We start from the raw sequence: 13721 nt of genomic DNA on the forward strand, positions 1-13721 counted from the left end.
TGTCCGGATCTGTGTTGTCAGCATGGCCGCCACTGGCCGGAGAAACAGGTGATTCATGAACTGGGAACCTGAGAGCGGTGATGTCATTGCCGGCCAGTACGAACTTAAGGAGTTCCTCGGCAAGGGGGGGTTCGCAAAGGCGTTCCGCGCCAGAGACATCGACAGCGGCGAGTCGGTCGCCGTGAAATACCCCAACTACACCGAATCCCAGAACGACCCCGACATCATCGAGGAATACTTCAAAAAGGAGGTCGGCTCGCTGGAACGCATTCGTCGGGCCGGCGGCCACGAGAACGTGATGGACTACTACGACCAAGTCACGGAGCGTGACGTTCCGTTCCTGGTCGTTCAGCTAATCGTCGACGGGATCGAACTTGACGAGGTCATCGACCAGCACGGCCCGATTGACGACAGCGAACAGGTCCGTCAGATCGGCATCGACCTCTGTGATGCGATGGGATTTCTGCACGAGAACGAAATCGTCTACCGGGACCTGAAACCGGAGAACGTGATGCTTACGCCCGACATCACGCCCACGCTGATCGATTTCAATACGGCGACGGGCTTCGATGCTACAGAGGATCCGTCCTCCGGGAACACCGGGACGACGATTCTGGGGCCGTTCAAGCCCCGGGAAGTTGCCGAGGCCAGCCGAACCGACGTTCGGCAAGGTCCCTGGTCGGACGTGTATTCGATCGGAAAGATACTCCTGTTCCTCCTGAAAGGGAGCGTCCCGAAAAAAGACGGGGTGAACCCGCAGGCCTTCGGGGCTGACTGCGACGATTATCTGGCTGAAATCGTCGAACGGGCCACGCAGTCACATTACCGCGACCGATACCGGAACGCGACGGTCCTCAAGGAGGTGCTTGAACGGCGCGATCCGACGCCGCCCGCGACAGCGTCGGTGACGTACATCCAGGCGGACAGGCAGTTCACCGTTGAACCGGGCGACACTATCGGGCGACAGGGCGCGAGCGGTCCCCCGGCATCGATAACAATCGAAGATCCGCAGGGAGAGTACATCTCCTCGGTGCAGGTACAGTTCGATATCGAGGACGGCGAGTGGGCCCTCCACGACCGGAGCCTCAACGGGACATTCGTCCAGAAAGGGGCTGGCTGGCAGCGAGTCCTCTCCGAACCCGGACGCAACCGCCTGCGTTCCGAAGGCGAGGACCCGACCGACAGACACGGCGACGTGCCCCCCGAATCGGTGACACTCAGTGACGGCGATCTGGTGTCGCTGGTCCATCCGACCTACGGGGTCACGTTCGAGTTCCACCCGGAGGAGTCATGAGATACAGTACGAACTATGACATCGGCGACAGGAAGCGAGGACAGGGCATCAACGAGGACAGCGTCTCTTTGACGGTGTTTGAGGAGGGCCATCGAGACGGCTACCGCGGGCAAGACAGACCACAGTCGAAGGAGCCGGTCACAGCAGGCGGCGACGAGACGGCGGATGTGACAGGCGAGACAGCCGGTACTGAGACGGCGGCCGATACCGCTGACGACACGGACGCAGCCGACACTGCCGACGCAGATACGTCTGACACCGATGGCGATGGGAAGCCGATGAACCGCTCGGCCGGCGTGTTCGTGGTCGCTGACGGCGCTGGCGGACACGATGCCGGCGATATCGCGTCGTACATCACGACGACTATTGTGGCTGAACAGCTTGCCCCCGTGGCGATCCGGACGGCCCGGAGCTATCCCGGAGGCTTCGATGTGGATGTGGCCCGTGACGTCCTTCCGGACCCGCCCGGTGAGCGCGAACTCGAAACTGCCGTGGCGGAGGCGATTACGGCGGCCCACCGCGAGATCATCCGGTACGCAAACGAGACCGGGACCCAATCCTACACGACGGTTGTCGCGGGGATCTACGCCGACGGCAAGCTCCATTACGGCTGGGTCGGTGATAGCCGGGCCTACGTCGTCAACAGTGTCCGTGAAACGATCTCGCCGTTGACCAGAGATCACGCCGTCGTTCAGGAATGGGTCGACAACGACGAAATCGACCCCGTCGAGGCACACGTCCACCCGAACGGGAACGAGATCACACGCGCGCTGGGCGGGTCCGGCTACGAGGACCCCGACGAGGCGACTGTCGGGGTGGACACGCGCACAGTCAGGCTGTACGCGGAAGACACGGTGTTGGCGACCAGCGACGGACTCATCGACGCCCAGACCGACGCACCGGAACTGTACGAGGAGTACGTCGATTCGGACCACGCCGATACGGTGGCCGAGCGTATCCGCGAAGCGGCTGTCACGGACGACGAGATCCGTGACGTTGTCCTCGACGCAGCGTCCCTCGACGCGGCGAGTCAGGAGTTCGTGTCACTGGCAAACAACCGCGGCGGGAAGGACAACATCTCCGTGCTCCTGTTTGCTGATAGTGCGCTCCCGAAAACGCCGGAAAGCGGCGGTATGCCAGTTCGAGATATCGATCCAGACCTCGATATTTCCGAACGTGACACAGTGATCATGACAGACGAGTAGAGAGAAAGTTTCGTGGGACAAGTATTTTATTTCTCGACTCTGTAGGGCCTAACGAAATCCATGCCTGAATCCGACCGCACGGTAAAATGCCCCATATGCGACGAGGATTTTGATCCGACAGTCGCGGGCGGATGGTGCACAAACCCGGACTGTGGTGAGTGGCAACACACTGACGAAAGCGCCGCCGATTTTGCTACCGATGATGGGGTACCGGACGACGCCGACCTGATACCGGAAGGCACGGACGAGACGGACCCAATGGATGGCCGGGCCGTAGAGGCTACCGACGAATCCGACACCCCTGATAGCCACACCGAAGACGAAGCATCGGCGGATGCGGCCTCGGATACTGGGGCAGCCGAGGTCGGTGACGAGACGGCGGAAACGGCAGAGACAGTGACGGAACACGAAACTGACGCCGACATCGAGGCCGAAAACGGAACCAGGCCGAACGGTACGACGGAACCCGACGAGGCCGATGGGACCTCGAAACAGCACAGCAGTGACTCTGATGAGGACGCCGAGACATCCGACGAAACCTCGGAGGCAGATGACGACGTGGCGACGATTAGCTGTCCGGACTGTGACCACGAACTTGACGCCGATGCGAATTTCTGTGTCGCCTGTGGTGCCGACGTACAGGACATCACACCGGAAGACGACGGTTCACTCGACGCGTGCCCGTCCTGTGACACCGCTGTTGACGACGACGCCAGTTTCTGTGTCAACTGTGGGGAAGATCTCGACGCGCATCGCGGCGACCGTGACACATCGACGGCTGATTCGACAGCTGAGTCGTCGACTGCCGACGAGACGGAGAGTGAGCCAGCAGCCACGGGCAACGCCGTCGACACACTCGCCTCACAGTCCACCGACGACGCGACGGTCCCGGACAAACTCGTCCTCGCGGTCGAAGGTCGAGACATCACCGTCGAAGACGGGGACCGCATCGGCCGGGAAATCCGGGCGGCGCTACTGGACGCCGGGCGACCGGAAGACGAAGCGGTCCGAATCCACCGCGAACACGTCCGGTTTGACCGACAGCCCGACGGGTACTATGTCGTCGATCTCGGGGACAACCCGACGCGGCTGAACGAGACCCAACTGCAGAAGGGCGACCGGGAACCAATCCAACCGGGCGACGAACTCGAACTGTCTGGTGTCGCCACGATGACAATTCGGGCGGCGTGACCACCCATAATTAAGCGGTCGGTCGGGAAACATCAGGCTGATGGAGCGTGGTCGACTGTTGCTGGAAGTCCGTGAGTCCGCCGCATTACTGCGAGTTGAAACCTGGCTGTTTGTTGGCATGGGCGTGGCATGGCTCGTCTACGGTGGCTGGGTACTCGCGACGGGGCTGCTGCTGGCGCAGTTCTCGGGGCTCGAACGACCTGTTCTCGCGACATTTGCTGGTCGAACCGTCTCGCTACGAACTGTACTTGCCACTGGTCTCTGGCTCGGCGGTCCGTCGCTGGCCACCGTCGTCCTCATCAACCGCCGGCTTCGGAACAGGCACGGCAACCTCGTCGACGCGTATCGGCTGGACCACCCGAGTCTGTTGCTCGCTATCCCCGGCAGTGTGCTCCTCGGCTGCCTGCTGGTGAGTCTGAGTCTCGGTCAGCGAGGGCCGCTCACGGTGGTTGCACTGTTCGGAACAGTGCATCTGGTCGTTCGGACCGTCGCTTACGGTCACCGTGTGTACACACTTTCGGTCCCCTCATTCCTGTCGCTGCTGGTGTTTGTAAGCGCAGTCTCGCTTAGTACTGGGTGGCTGGTCCAGATGGTCACCGCACCCGGCGTCCAGTCGGGGCTGTCACCGTGGCTGACTCAGGCCGGCGTTAGTCCCGTGGGTGAGGCGGCACTCCAACTGATGGGCGTCCAGCCAGCACAGGCCACACTCCTCTGCATTGCCGTCCCCGGTGTACTGGCGAGTGCGTACCTCCTCTTCCAGTTGCTCGCCGGGGCCGTCGTCAGAATCCGCGCACCGCTTTCGAACCCGCAGCGCCGTCCTGACCAGCGGTTCCCGGTTATGCCGCCGGTCGGGACGGCGCAAAACGGCGAGGGGAGCCCAGCTGCCGAACAGGCTGCCGACGCCGCACCGGAGTCCCGGGACCAGACTGGAGAGGAAACCGACACGGAAGCCGCTGGCAGTGACGTGGAGTCACCGGGGCACACCGGGACACGAGTGTTTTCACCCGACGAGGTTCCGGCGGCGGAACCGGCAGCTCACGAATCAGCACAGAACAACGCGCAGTCGTCAGACGACGACGCGGACCCTGAGGGCCCGGTCGACCACAGTGGTACAGACATGGACTCGGAGACGGCCGGACCGGGCGATACGAATGAGACAACCGACGAAGCGTGGATGGATGATACGTCTGTCTTCACGCCGGGCGGCCGCGACGCCGGCCAGTCGTACTGTAGCGAATGCGGCGAGTCGCTTCCGTCTGATGCCGACATCTGCCCGTCCTGTGACGACCCTGTCGACGGGTGAGGCGGTCAGCGGTTCGAAACGGGAATATCACCGAGTGCGACGGTGTATTGCGTCGACTGTACTCCGTCCCCGTCCGGATACACAAACACCGTTACAGAGACGCTTTCCGGGCGCTCGCCGGGAGGGAGGAGCCACGACTGCGTTACGTTATCAGTGTTTCCCACTGGTAGCTGTCCAGTGCTCGCGGTATCCGCAACCGTCTCCCCGCCGCGGGTGGTAACGCTGTCGAGACGAACCGCTGCGGGGTCTGCCCCGGTGTTCGTCACGTTGACCGTAAGCGTGAACCGCCACCCCTCGTCAGCGGTGACGACAGACGCCGCATCGATCCGGGCCGAGACATCCGCGGATTCCAGAATCGGGTCACCGACGCCGGCACCAGTCTCCGCCGCTGTCGGCGTTTCGGGGACCGCTTCAGCGCCGGTGTCTCCCAGCAAGTGATGCCCCATCATACTCCCGAAGGTAACGACTTCGATGAGGATGGGCAAACCGATTCCGACGATGATGAGGAGTCGTAGCAGCGTTTTCTGCTCCGGCCCGTCGACGTCTTCGAACATGATGAGAGAGTAGTGAAGTGGTGTTAGACTGGGATTGGCGGGCTACCGGGCGCGAATAGTCCGTCAGCAACCATGCTGGCGAGCGGCGGCCCGTAGGCGATGACGATGAGCAGCAGGGCAATCGCCGTCCAGAGCTTGTAGTTGTCGAGGATGCGCGGGCTGTGATCGGCGCCGGACAGCGGTTCCGGGATATTGCCGTTGACCGACAGCGTCCCGCCACGGCGAGCGAGCAGGGTGTCGGCCATGACGATGAGGAACATCGCCGCGCCGACGAACAGCAGGAAGCCGCCGATAGCGATCTGCAGGCGCATCTCGCCGACCGTTCCGGCGACACCCTCGAACGCGAACTCGTCGTAGGTCGGTTCGGCAGTCCGTCGCGGGATACCGGCGAGGCCCGCACGGTGCATTGCGTTCGACATCACTGCCATGCCCACGAACCAGACGTACGGCTGCACTGAAGCAAGGCTTCGCTGTCGGAGTTTCTTCCCGGTGATCTGTGGGACCAGCCAGTAGCTGATAGCCATCGCCGTCAGTGCGAACGCGGTCCCGACGGTGAGGTGGAAGTGGCCGGGCACCCAGATGGTGTTGTGGATGAGGTAATTGATGTTCATCCCGGCGTTAATCATGCCGGAGAAGCCACCGGCGGCGAACATCAGCCCGGCGAGCATACAGCCGGCGAAGGCCGGCTTACCCCAGGGCAGATCCCGAAGCCAGGAGATGTAGCCCTTTGCACCCCGCTGGCGAGCCCCATGCTCAACCGAGGCAACCACGGTGAACGCGGTCAACAGCGAGGGCAACAGGAGGAACATCGTGTTCGTCATCGCGATGAACTTGTACCCTGACGGGATACCGGGGTCGGTGTACTGGTGGTGGAAGCCGACCGGGGTCGACAGCAGGAGGAAAGCGACGAAGACCACGCGAGCGAGCGGGTCACTGAACAGTCGCCCGCCGGCCAGTTTCGGCAGGATAGTGTACCAGACGAGGTACGCCGGCATGAGCCAGAAGTACACGACCGGGTGGCCGAAGTACCAGAACAGTGTCCGGGTCAGCAGCGGGTCGATGTTCTGGATAAGTCCGAGCGACCACGGGATGAGGAATACGACGACCTCGACGGCGACGCCGATGGTGGAGACGTACCACATCAGCATCGTCGTCAGGACCATGAACGTCTGCAGGGGAATGCGCTCATCCGGGTTCTCAGAGCGCCACTCCCACAGCGCCTTGAAGTACGCGAGGCCGGCGATCCACGAACCGACGATGATGAGCGCGGCACCGATGTAGAACGCCGGGTGCGCCTTCATCGGGGCGTAGAAGGTAAACAGCACGTCGGCTTCGAGGTCGTGACCCAGAACCGACGGCGCGCCGACGATACCACCGATGATGGACACGGCCGCGAGCACTGTCCCCGTGAGCATTACCCAGAAGGCCGACCAAGCGATGCGGTGTGGTAGCTCGCGTTCGAGGCTGTTAGCGACAGCCCACGTGAACAGCCCCGCGATGAAGAACGTGGTGAACACGAGCGCCAGCAGGACGCCGTGGCCCGTCAGAATCGTGTAGTAGTCCGCCGAACTGACGAACCCGCGGAACACGCCAGTGCGGTGAAGCGACTGGATGATGCCAAATAGCGCGCCGATTCCGAGGGCGGCAAATGCCACAATAAACTCGCTCCGGACGAGTTTCGACGTTTTCGGATAGGAGTCGACGAACACCATTACTGATCCGCCTCCTCCTGGGCCTGTGCATCATCTGCGGACTGACTGATGTTCTCCTGTTGCATATCGTACTCCTCCGGCGGGACGACTTCGACGGAGCCACCCATCGTGTGATGGGCCGCCCCGCAGTATTCGTGGCAGATGAGCCCGTAGGTACCGGGTTCGTTGAACCGGGCCGAGACTTCGGAAACTTGGCCCGGGATGACCATCGTGTTGATGTTGGTTTCGACCACAGAGAAGCCGTGTACCACGTCTGCACTGGTTACTCTGAACGTTACATTGGCACCTGCGGGCACCTGCACCGGATTGTCTCCGCTTCCCGGAACGAACTGGAACTGCCGGGCGACGACGTACACGACGTACTGCCCGTCCTCTTTGACGACACCAGGGTCGTCGAACTGGGTGCCAGTGTTCCCGTTCTGTACCTCCTGTGCGCTGATCTGTCCGCCCGAATCATCGACCATCCCGACGCCAACGCCGACCGAACCGTACGCGATGGTCGCGATGAACCCGACGATGAGCAGTATCGCTGCACCGAGCCAAACTTTTTCGAATCTATGAACCTGCATGGTATCACCCGATTATGGAGACGCGGCCGAGGAACTCGACGAAGTACATGAACACCCACAGCAGGGCAATCAACACGAAGTAGAAGGCGACCAGCGCCGCCGTTCCCTTCGGGTCGTACTCGTCGTGGCCCAGCTCGACGGCCGGTTCAGTTTCGGCAGCCTCTTCAACCGGCTCCGGGCCGGTCGCCCGACGCAGCTCGCCACTGTCTCCCGTCTGTGGCGGCCGCCCGTTCTGGCGGCGTCGCATCGCGACTGCGAACAACAGCGGCGAGAAGAACGCAAGCAGGACCGAGCCTGAGAGGAGCCACTGCGGGCCGGAGAGTTCGATACCGCTACCTTCCTGTCCGCTTCCGCCGCCACTGCCGCCACCGCTGCCATCGAGCGGGCCACCGACAACGACAGCGCCCTTCATCCCGAGTGACGCATGAGGCGTACAGACGTACTTGTACACGCCCATCTCTTCGAAGGTATGGCTGTAGGTGGTCCCCGATTCGCTGACTGGGTCACCGGAGTCCAGCGGGCCATCGCCATCCGAAACAACGTTGTGGCCGCCACCCTCACCAGTCCACTTCCACGTCACTTCTGTCCCAGGCGTCACCCGCACTGCGGGCGGGTCGAAGGCGAACGCGCCGTTGTTCCCCTGTGCCCCGACCGATATCTCGACGCTGTCGTCGCCAGTTCTGTCGACGGTAGTGCCGTCGTAGTTCGAAACGTCATCGAACCAACCGCCGTAGTCTGGGTTCGCTGGCGGTCCTTGCTGTTGTTGGCCGCCGGAGCCGCTGCCCCCGCCCGAACTGCCGGGCCGAACGACGACCGCACCTTTCATCCCGAGCGCCTCGTGTGGGACGCAGACGTACTTGAAGATACCCTCCGATTCGAAGGTGTGGCTGTAGGTCGTGCCGGCTTCGCTGACCGCGCCCCCGGAGTCGAGCGGCCCGTCGCCGTCCGAGACGACGTTGTGGCCGCCGCCCTCGCCGGTCCATTCCCAGACGACCTCCGTGCCAGGACTGACCATCACCGCGGCCGGGTCGAAGGCGAACGCGCCGTTGTTCCCCTGCGCGCCGACAGTGATCGTAACGGTGTCTTGCCCGCGCTTGTCGACGGTCCCGTCGTAGTTCGAAACGTCATCGAACCAGCCGCCGTAGTCCGGTTCCTCCTGTGCTGTCGCCGTGCCGGTTGCGGCCAGTGCCGCTGTCCCGGCTGCGGCACCGACGAACTGTCGACGACTCAGCGCCATCGTCGCACCCCCACCGCGTCGTGCGAATCCGGCAGCTGACTGCCTCTAGCTTCGTGCCGTACCATATCTGGGAGAATAGCAGATTACCTAAAAAAACCCCTGATGGTGTTTTCAGCAGGCAGGAACGACCCATTTCTTTTTATAATCCCTCTAACGTACGGCCAGACATGTCTGCGTCAAGCCCCCGGCTGGTAACGTTGCTGGTGTTGCTCGGACTCGCGCCGGTCGCATACTACATGCAGGGAACCGGCCGCTCCATCGTCGCGCTCTCGCTGGTTAGCGTCGTCATCATCGCCGGCAGTCTGTTCTGGATGACACAACCAACAGAGTCGAGTACCGTCTGACATGCAGTTCGGGACGGCGGGGCTGAGTTCCGGTGAAACGGCCGGGCTCGCGGCGTTCGTCGGGCTGGGACTCATTGGGAGTGTCCATTGCCTTGGGATGTGCGGGCCGTTAGTCACAACCTACGCCGACAGACTCGACGACGGCGGGCCGGTGTCAGGCCACGAGATACGCCAACACGCGTTGTTCAACGCTGGACGGACGGTGAGCTACGCGCTCGTCGGGACGGTACTTGGCGCTGCTGGCAGTGTACTGTACGACGTGGCCGGCCTGGCACGCTTCGGGACCGCCGTTCGTGGAACCGTCGGGGTTTTTGTCGGCCTCGCTATCATTGCCGTTGGACTGGGGTATCTCTCCCGTGGCCGCGCCGTCGACGTGGCCCGGTCGCTGCCGCTGGTCGGAGACCTGTTCCAGCGACTCTCCGCGTCGCTCGTCGCCAGGGTCGACCGGTGGGTCGACGGCCCCGGGATGGTCGCGCTGGGTGCGATGCACGGCCTGCTCCCCTGCCCGCTGCTGTACCCGGCGTTCCTGTACGCCTTCGCCACCGGCTCCGCGCTCACCGGCGGCCTCTCGCTGGCCGCGCTTGGTCTCGGGACGTTTCCGCTGGTGTTCGCCTACGGGACTGCCTTCGGAACACTGTCGCCGGGCCATCGCGCGACGTTGCACCGGGCGCTCGGTGTCGTTTTCATCGCGCTCGCGCTCGTCCCGCTGTCGAACGGGCTTGCGGCGTTCGGTATCGCCATCCCGAAACCACCCCTGCCGATGCCCTGGACATGACCCACTGTACGCTCTGTGATCTGCCGGTCGACACGCCCGTCACCGACGATGCCGTGGAGGGGACGTTCTGCTGTCGCGGCTGTCTGGAAGTCGCGCGAACCCTTGACGACCCGGCGACGGAAACCCGCGACGCAGCCGACACTGGACCCGATCCGGACGACGCCGACGGTGAAACGGCTTTCCTCTCGGTCGACGGGATGCACTGTGCGACCTGCGAAACGTTCCTCGAAGCGCGGGCCACAGACCACGATGGCATCGTCGCCGCGGCCGCCAGCTATCCGACGGGGACGATGAAACTCACCTATGACGCCGACGCACTCACGGAATCGGACCTCACAGACGCGGTGGCCGGCACCGGCTACGGCGCCAGCCTGCAGGCCACGGAGACCGACGACGAGTACGAACTGGAGGGCCGGCTCATCGTCGGCGGCTTCTTCGGGATGATGACCATGCTCTGGTACATCCTCTTTCTCTACCCGGCGTATCTCGGCGTCGATTCGTCCCTGTTATTGTTCGACCCGTCGGGGCAGGCAGGAGCTTACCTGCTGTGGAACATGGCCGTGATGACCGGCGTCGTGGTCGGCTACACCGGGTGGCCGTTGCTTCGCGGGGCCTACGTCAGCCTCCGGGCCGGCCGGCCGAACATGGACCTGCTGGTGGCGATGGCTGCCGTGACCGCTTTCCTGTACAGCGTCGTCGCCGTCATTTTGGGACATACAGAGGTGTACTTCGACGTGGCGACGGTCATCGTCATGGCAGTCTCGGTCGGCGACTACTACCAGGACCGGGTCCGGCGGCGGGCGCTGGACCGCCTCACCGAGTTCACGACACAGCGGGCCGACAGCGCCCGGCGACGCGCCGACGGGGACCACGAGGAGGTCGCGGTCAGCGACCTCGACCCGGGCGACGAAGTCGTCGTCCGGTCCGGCGAGCGCGTCCCGGTCGACGGCACGGTCGTCGAGGGGACCGCGGCCGTCGACGAGTCCCTCGTCACCGGCGAGTCCCTGGCCGTCCGGAAGACCGCGGGCGACGAGGTCATCGGCGGGTCGCTGGTGACACAGGGCGGCGTCGTCGCCCGCGTCGGGCCCGACGCCGAGAGCACCGTCGACCGCCTGACGAACCTGCTGTGGGAGGTCCAGAGCACGCGCGGCGGCGTCCAGCGGCTGGTCGACCGAATCGCCGCCGTCTTCGTCCCGCTGGTGGTCGTTCTGGCTGTGCTCGCCACCGGCGGGCATCTCGTCACCGGCGCAACGCTGACGGACGCAATGCTGACCGGGCTGGCGGTGCTCGTGGTCTCCTGTCCCTGCGCGCTGGGGCTGGCGACGCCGCTTGCGACCGCGGCCGGCATCCGCCGGGCGCTGGACGGCGGCACCGTCGTCACCGGCGACGCGGTGTTCGAGACGGCGACCGACGCGGACGTGGTTGCCTTCGACAAGACGGGCACGCTGACGACCGGCGAGATGGAACTGCTGGAGCGGGCCGACGACCGGGCGATGGCCCGGGCGGCCGCAGTCGAGCAGTTCGCGGACCATCCCGTAGCCGAGGCGGTGACCGACGCCGTTCCGGTCCCCGACGCGGCCGTCTCCGAGTTCGAGCAACACCCGGGCCAGGGCGTCAGCGCGACGGTCGACGGAGACCGGGTCGTCGTCGGGACCCGGGCGCTGCTCGAGGACCTCGGGTTCGAGGTGCCAAGCGGGCTCCGGAGCCGGTGTGAGCGCGCGACCGAGAACGGGCGGGTCCCGGCGCTGGTCGGCTGGGACGGCACGGCGCGGGACGTGCTCGTCGCGGGGGACAGGCTCCGCGCGAACTGGGAGTCGGTCGTCTCGACGCTCGCCCGGGACCGCGACGTGGTCGTCATCACCGGCGACCGCCCCGAGGCCGCCGCCCCCTTCGACCGCCACGACGGCGTCGACGAGGTGTTTGCTGGCGTCCCGCCGGAGGCGAAAGCCGAGGTCGTCGAGCGGCTGCAGTCCCGCGGGACCGTCGCCATGGTCGGCGACGGGAGCAACGACGCGCCGGCGCTCGCCGCCGCCGACGTGGGTATCGCCATGGCGTCGGGCACGTCGCTGGCCGCCGACGCGGCCGACGCGGTCGTGACGACCGACGACCTGCGGGCCGTCCCCGACGTGTTCGCGGTGACGGCCGCGACCCGCACCCGCGTCCGCCAGAACCTCGCGTGGGCGTTCTGTTACAACGCCGTTGCGCTCCCGCTCGCGCTGCTCGGCGTTCTCAATCCGCTGTTTGCGGCCCTGGCGATGACGGCGAGCAGTCTGCTCGTCGTGGGCAACTCCACGCGGACGCTGGCGGGGACAGCGTCACACGGCGAGGCGAATGCTGACGAACCGGCCGCACCGAAACAGCCAGCAGCGGCCGACTGACATCGTATTGTGGACTGCAGCCGTCTCAGTAACTGCAGCCGGTTGTCATCTGGTATCATGTCTGAAACAGATTTAATATATCACCGGTTCTGGTCGTATATACGTCGCTTTCACCGACGTGGTGACCCATGACCTACGCAATTCCCGTTCCCGCGCCAACGTCGTTCGCTCGCTGGCTGTACAGCGGGCGGTCGGCTATCGAACGTAGCCTTGATGCTACGATCGAGTATGCACCCCTTATTGGGGAACGGGCCGCCGCGGACACCTGTTCGGTGAAAATTCCGCACGTGGCACCATAGACTAGTTCGCCGCCGTGGGACCGGCCTCCCACTCATGGACGCCGCACTGCGGCGGCGATTTGATCTGGCTCACTGTCGAGCAGCGGGACTCTACCCACCGCTCGACTGTTCCGCCTGAGAGGCTTACGCCGGCCAGTGTGGCCTACCGGTGTGTCGCCACTCGCCCCTGAGCCTGTACTGCATCGCGTAGCTACCTCGCTGTCCAGCCTCGGGTTCCCCATCGTCCCGGTGTGGGAATCCCCTACCGGCCGCTCCGGGCCGGACGTACATGCCCGCCACCCGTGCGGTTCCCGACCGACGCGACTCGACTGGTGAGTGCCCTCGTGGCCCGGTTCGACCCCGGCCGTCGGCGTTATGTCGCTGCAGGCGACCCCCCCGACCGAGGTATCGGCCGACGTATCACTGCGCGTTCCGCGTGGCGGGTCCGAGACCCTCGCAGCCGGTGTCGCCGACGTCCTCGCGGCCGTCGACGGCGTCGAAGACGTGGCCGTCGACCGCGTGACCAGCGTGCGGCCCACCTGGACCGATATCCGAGTCGACGCAGATGTGTCGCTGACGATGCAGGTCGACGGCGACCGCACTGAACTCCTGCAAGAAGGGTTCGGCGTGATGGCGGTCAACCGCGTCGACGTGACCGGTGATGCGTAAGTCCCGCCTTCCTCCATCGTCGCTGTCTTCCCGAACATTCCAGACGGATCCGGGCCTCCGCCCGGTGCAGGTTCGATTCCTGCCGGGAAGTCCACACCCATGCATCGAATATACCTCGCCGCCGTCATCGGCAGGCGGCGACGCGACTCGAAGAACAGAACCCGGTCACGCCGCACTCGGCGGCTGTAGCCGCCGGGGCCGGTCACAACCGG

The 13721-nt window shown here is 64.5% G+C and carries 12 protein-coding genes; 8 read left to right on the plus strand and 4 right to left on the minus strand.

Annotated features, from left to right (window positions below):
• Window positions 1-55: 55 nt before the first annotated feature.
• Genes DVK01_RS14895 through DVK01_RS14910 form a run of 4 tightly spaced genes read left to right on the plus strand, consistent with a single transcriptional unit; the run spans window position 56 to window position 4993 of the window.
• Entirely contained in the window at window positions 56-1294 is a 1239-nt protein-coding gene (locus DVK01_RS14895; protein ID WP_121537384.1) for an FHA domain-containing serine/threonine-protein kinase, read from the plus strand.
• The gene (locus DVK01_RS14900; RefSeq protein ID WP_101350249.1) at window positions 1291-2499 is read left to right on the plus strand and encodes a PP2C family serine/threonine-protein phosphatase; all 1209 of its coding nucleotides are present in this window, start codon (window positions 1291-1293) and stop codon (window positions 2497-2499) included. The genes DVK01_RS14895 and DVK01_RS14900 overlap by 4 nt, the downstream gene beginning before the upstream one ends.
• 60 nt (window positions 2500-2559) lie before the next feature.
• A complete protein-coding gene (locus DVK01_RS14905) occupies window positions 2560-3690 on the plus strand; it encodes a zinc ribbon domain-containing protein (protein WP_121537386.1) in 1131 nt (376 codons plus the stop codon).
• Between the two features lie 40 nt (window positions 3691-3730).
• Entirely contained in the window at window positions 3731-4993 is a 1263-nt protein-coding gene (locus DVK01_RS14910; protein WP_121512155.1) for a zinc ribbon domain-containing protein, read from the plus strand.
• Window positions 4994-4998: 5 nt separating this feature from the next.
• On the opposite strand, the gene DVK01_RS14915 is transcribed toward DVK01_RS14910, so the two are convergent.
• The 4 genes from DVK01_RS14915 to DVK01_RS14930 are packed head-to-tail and all read right to left on the minus strand — an operon-like array spanning window position 4999 to window position 9065.
• Window positions 4999-5547, minus strand: coding sequence for a hypothetical protein (locus tag DVK01_RS14915; protein ID WP_121512156.1), 549 nt, complete (start codon window positions 5545-5547; stop codon window positions 4999-5001).
• Between the two features lie 23 nt (window positions 5548-5570).
• On the minus strand, window positions 5571-7259 hold the full coding sequence (locus DVK01_RS14920) for a b(o/a)3-type cytochrome-c oxidase subunit 1 (RefSeq protein WP_101350245.1): 1689 nt from the start codon (window positions 7257-7259) through the stop codon (window positions 5571-5573).
• A complete protein-coding gene (locus tag DVK01_RS14925) occupies window positions 7259-7828 on the minus strand; it encodes a cytochrome c oxidase subunit II (protein ID WP_101350244.1) in 570 nt (189 codons plus the stop codon). The genes DVK01_RS14920 and DVK01_RS14925 overlap by 1 nt, the downstream gene beginning before the upstream one ends.
• A gap of 4 nt (window positions 7829-7832) precedes the next feature.
• Window positions 7833-9065, minus strand: a complete 1233-nt coding sequence (locus tag DVK01_RS14930; protein ID WP_101350243.1) for a halocyanin domain-containing protein — start codon at window positions 9063-9065, stop codon at window positions 7833-7835.
• A gap of 167 nt (window positions 9066-9232) precedes the next feature.
• Between DVK01_RS14930 and DVK01_RS22300 the strand changes: the two genes are divergently transcribed.
• From DVK01_RS22300 to DVK01_RS14945, 4 genes are all read left to right on the plus strand, one after another.
• Complete coding sequence (locus DVK01_RS22300) at window positions 9233-9409, plus strand: hypothetical protein (protein ID WP_198560171.1); 177 nt, start codon at window positions 9233-9235, stop codon at window positions 9407-9409.
• A 1-nt stretch (window position 9410) separates the two neighbouring features.
• On the plus strand, window positions 9411-10184 hold the full coding sequence (locus DVK01_RS14935; protein WP_101350242.1) for a sulfite exporter TauE/SafE family protein: 774 nt from the start codon (window positions 9411-9413) through the stop codon (window positions 10182-10184).
• Entirely contained in the window at window positions 10181-12562 is a 2382-nt protein-coding gene (locus DVK01_RS14940) for a cation-translocating P-type ATPase (RefSeq protein WP_121537388.1), read from the plus strand. The genes DVK01_RS14935 and DVK01_RS14940 overlap by 4 nt, the downstream gene beginning before the upstream one ends.
• 653 nt (window positions 12563-13215) lie before the next feature.
• The gene (locus DVK01_RS14945; protein WP_101350240.1) at window positions 13216-13509 is read left to right on the plus strand and encodes a hypothetical protein; all 294 of its coding nucleotides are present in this window, start codon (window positions 13216-13218) and stop codon (window positions 13507-13509) included.
• The last annotated feature ends 212 nt before the right edge of the window (window positions 13510-13721 follow it).

The organism is Haloarcula sp. Atlit-120R, assembly GCF_003665885.1.
Lineage (GTDB): Archaea > Halobacteriota > Halobacteria > Halobacteriales > Haloarculaceae > Haloarcula > Haloarcula taiwanensis.

Bases quoted from the DNA above. Each gene is read 5' to 3' on its own strand.
- DVK01_RS14895 (WP_121537384.1), top strand. From the start codon at position 56: ATGAACTGGGAACCTGAGAGCGGTGATGTCATTGCCGGCCAGTACGAA.
- DVK01_RS14900 (WP_101350249.1), top strand. From the start codon at position 1,291: ATGAGATACAGTACGAACTATGACATCGGCGACAGGAAGCGAGGACAG.
- DVK01_RS14905 (WP_121537386.1), top strand. From the start codon at position 2,560: ATGCCTGAATCCGACCGCACGGTAAAATGCCCCATATGCGACGAGGAT.
- DVK01_RS14910 (WP_121512155.1), top strand. From the start codon at position 3,731: ATGGAGCGTGGTCGACTGTTGCTGGAAGTCCGTGAGTCCGCCGCATTA.
- DVK01_RS14915 (WP_121512156.1), bottom strand. From the start codon at position 5,547: ATGTTCGAAGACGTCGACGGGCCGGAGCAGAAAACGCTGCTACGACTC.
- DVK01_RS14920 (WP_101350245.1), bottom strand. From the start codon at position 7,259: ATGGTGTTCGTCGACTCCTATCCGAAAACGTCGAAACTCGTCCGGAGC.
- DVK01_RS14925 (WP_101350244.1), bottom strand. From the start codon at position 7,828: ATGCAGGTTCATAGATTCGAAAAAGTTTGGCTCGGTGCAGCGATACTG.
- DVK01_RS14930 (WP_101350243.1), bottom strand. From the start codon at position 9,065: ATGGCGCTGAGTCGTCGACAGTTCGTCGGTGCCGCAGCCGGGACAGCG.
- DVK01_RS22300 (WP_198560171.1), top strand. From the start codon at position 9,233: ATGTCTGCGTCAAGCCCCCGGCTGGTAACGTTGCTGGTGTTGCTCGGA.
- DVK01_RS14935 (WP_101350242.1), top strand. From the start codon at position 9,411: ATGCAGTTCGGGACGGCGGGGCTGAGTTCCGGTGAAACGGCCGGGCTC.
- DVK01_RS14940 (WP_121537388.1), top strand. From the start codon at position 10,181: ATGACCCACTGTACGCTCTGTGATCTGCCGGTCGACACGCCCGTCACC.
- DVK01_RS14945 (WP_101350240.1), top strand. From the start codon at position 13,216: ATGTCGCTGCAGGCGACCCCCCCGACCGAGGTATCGGCCGACGTATCA.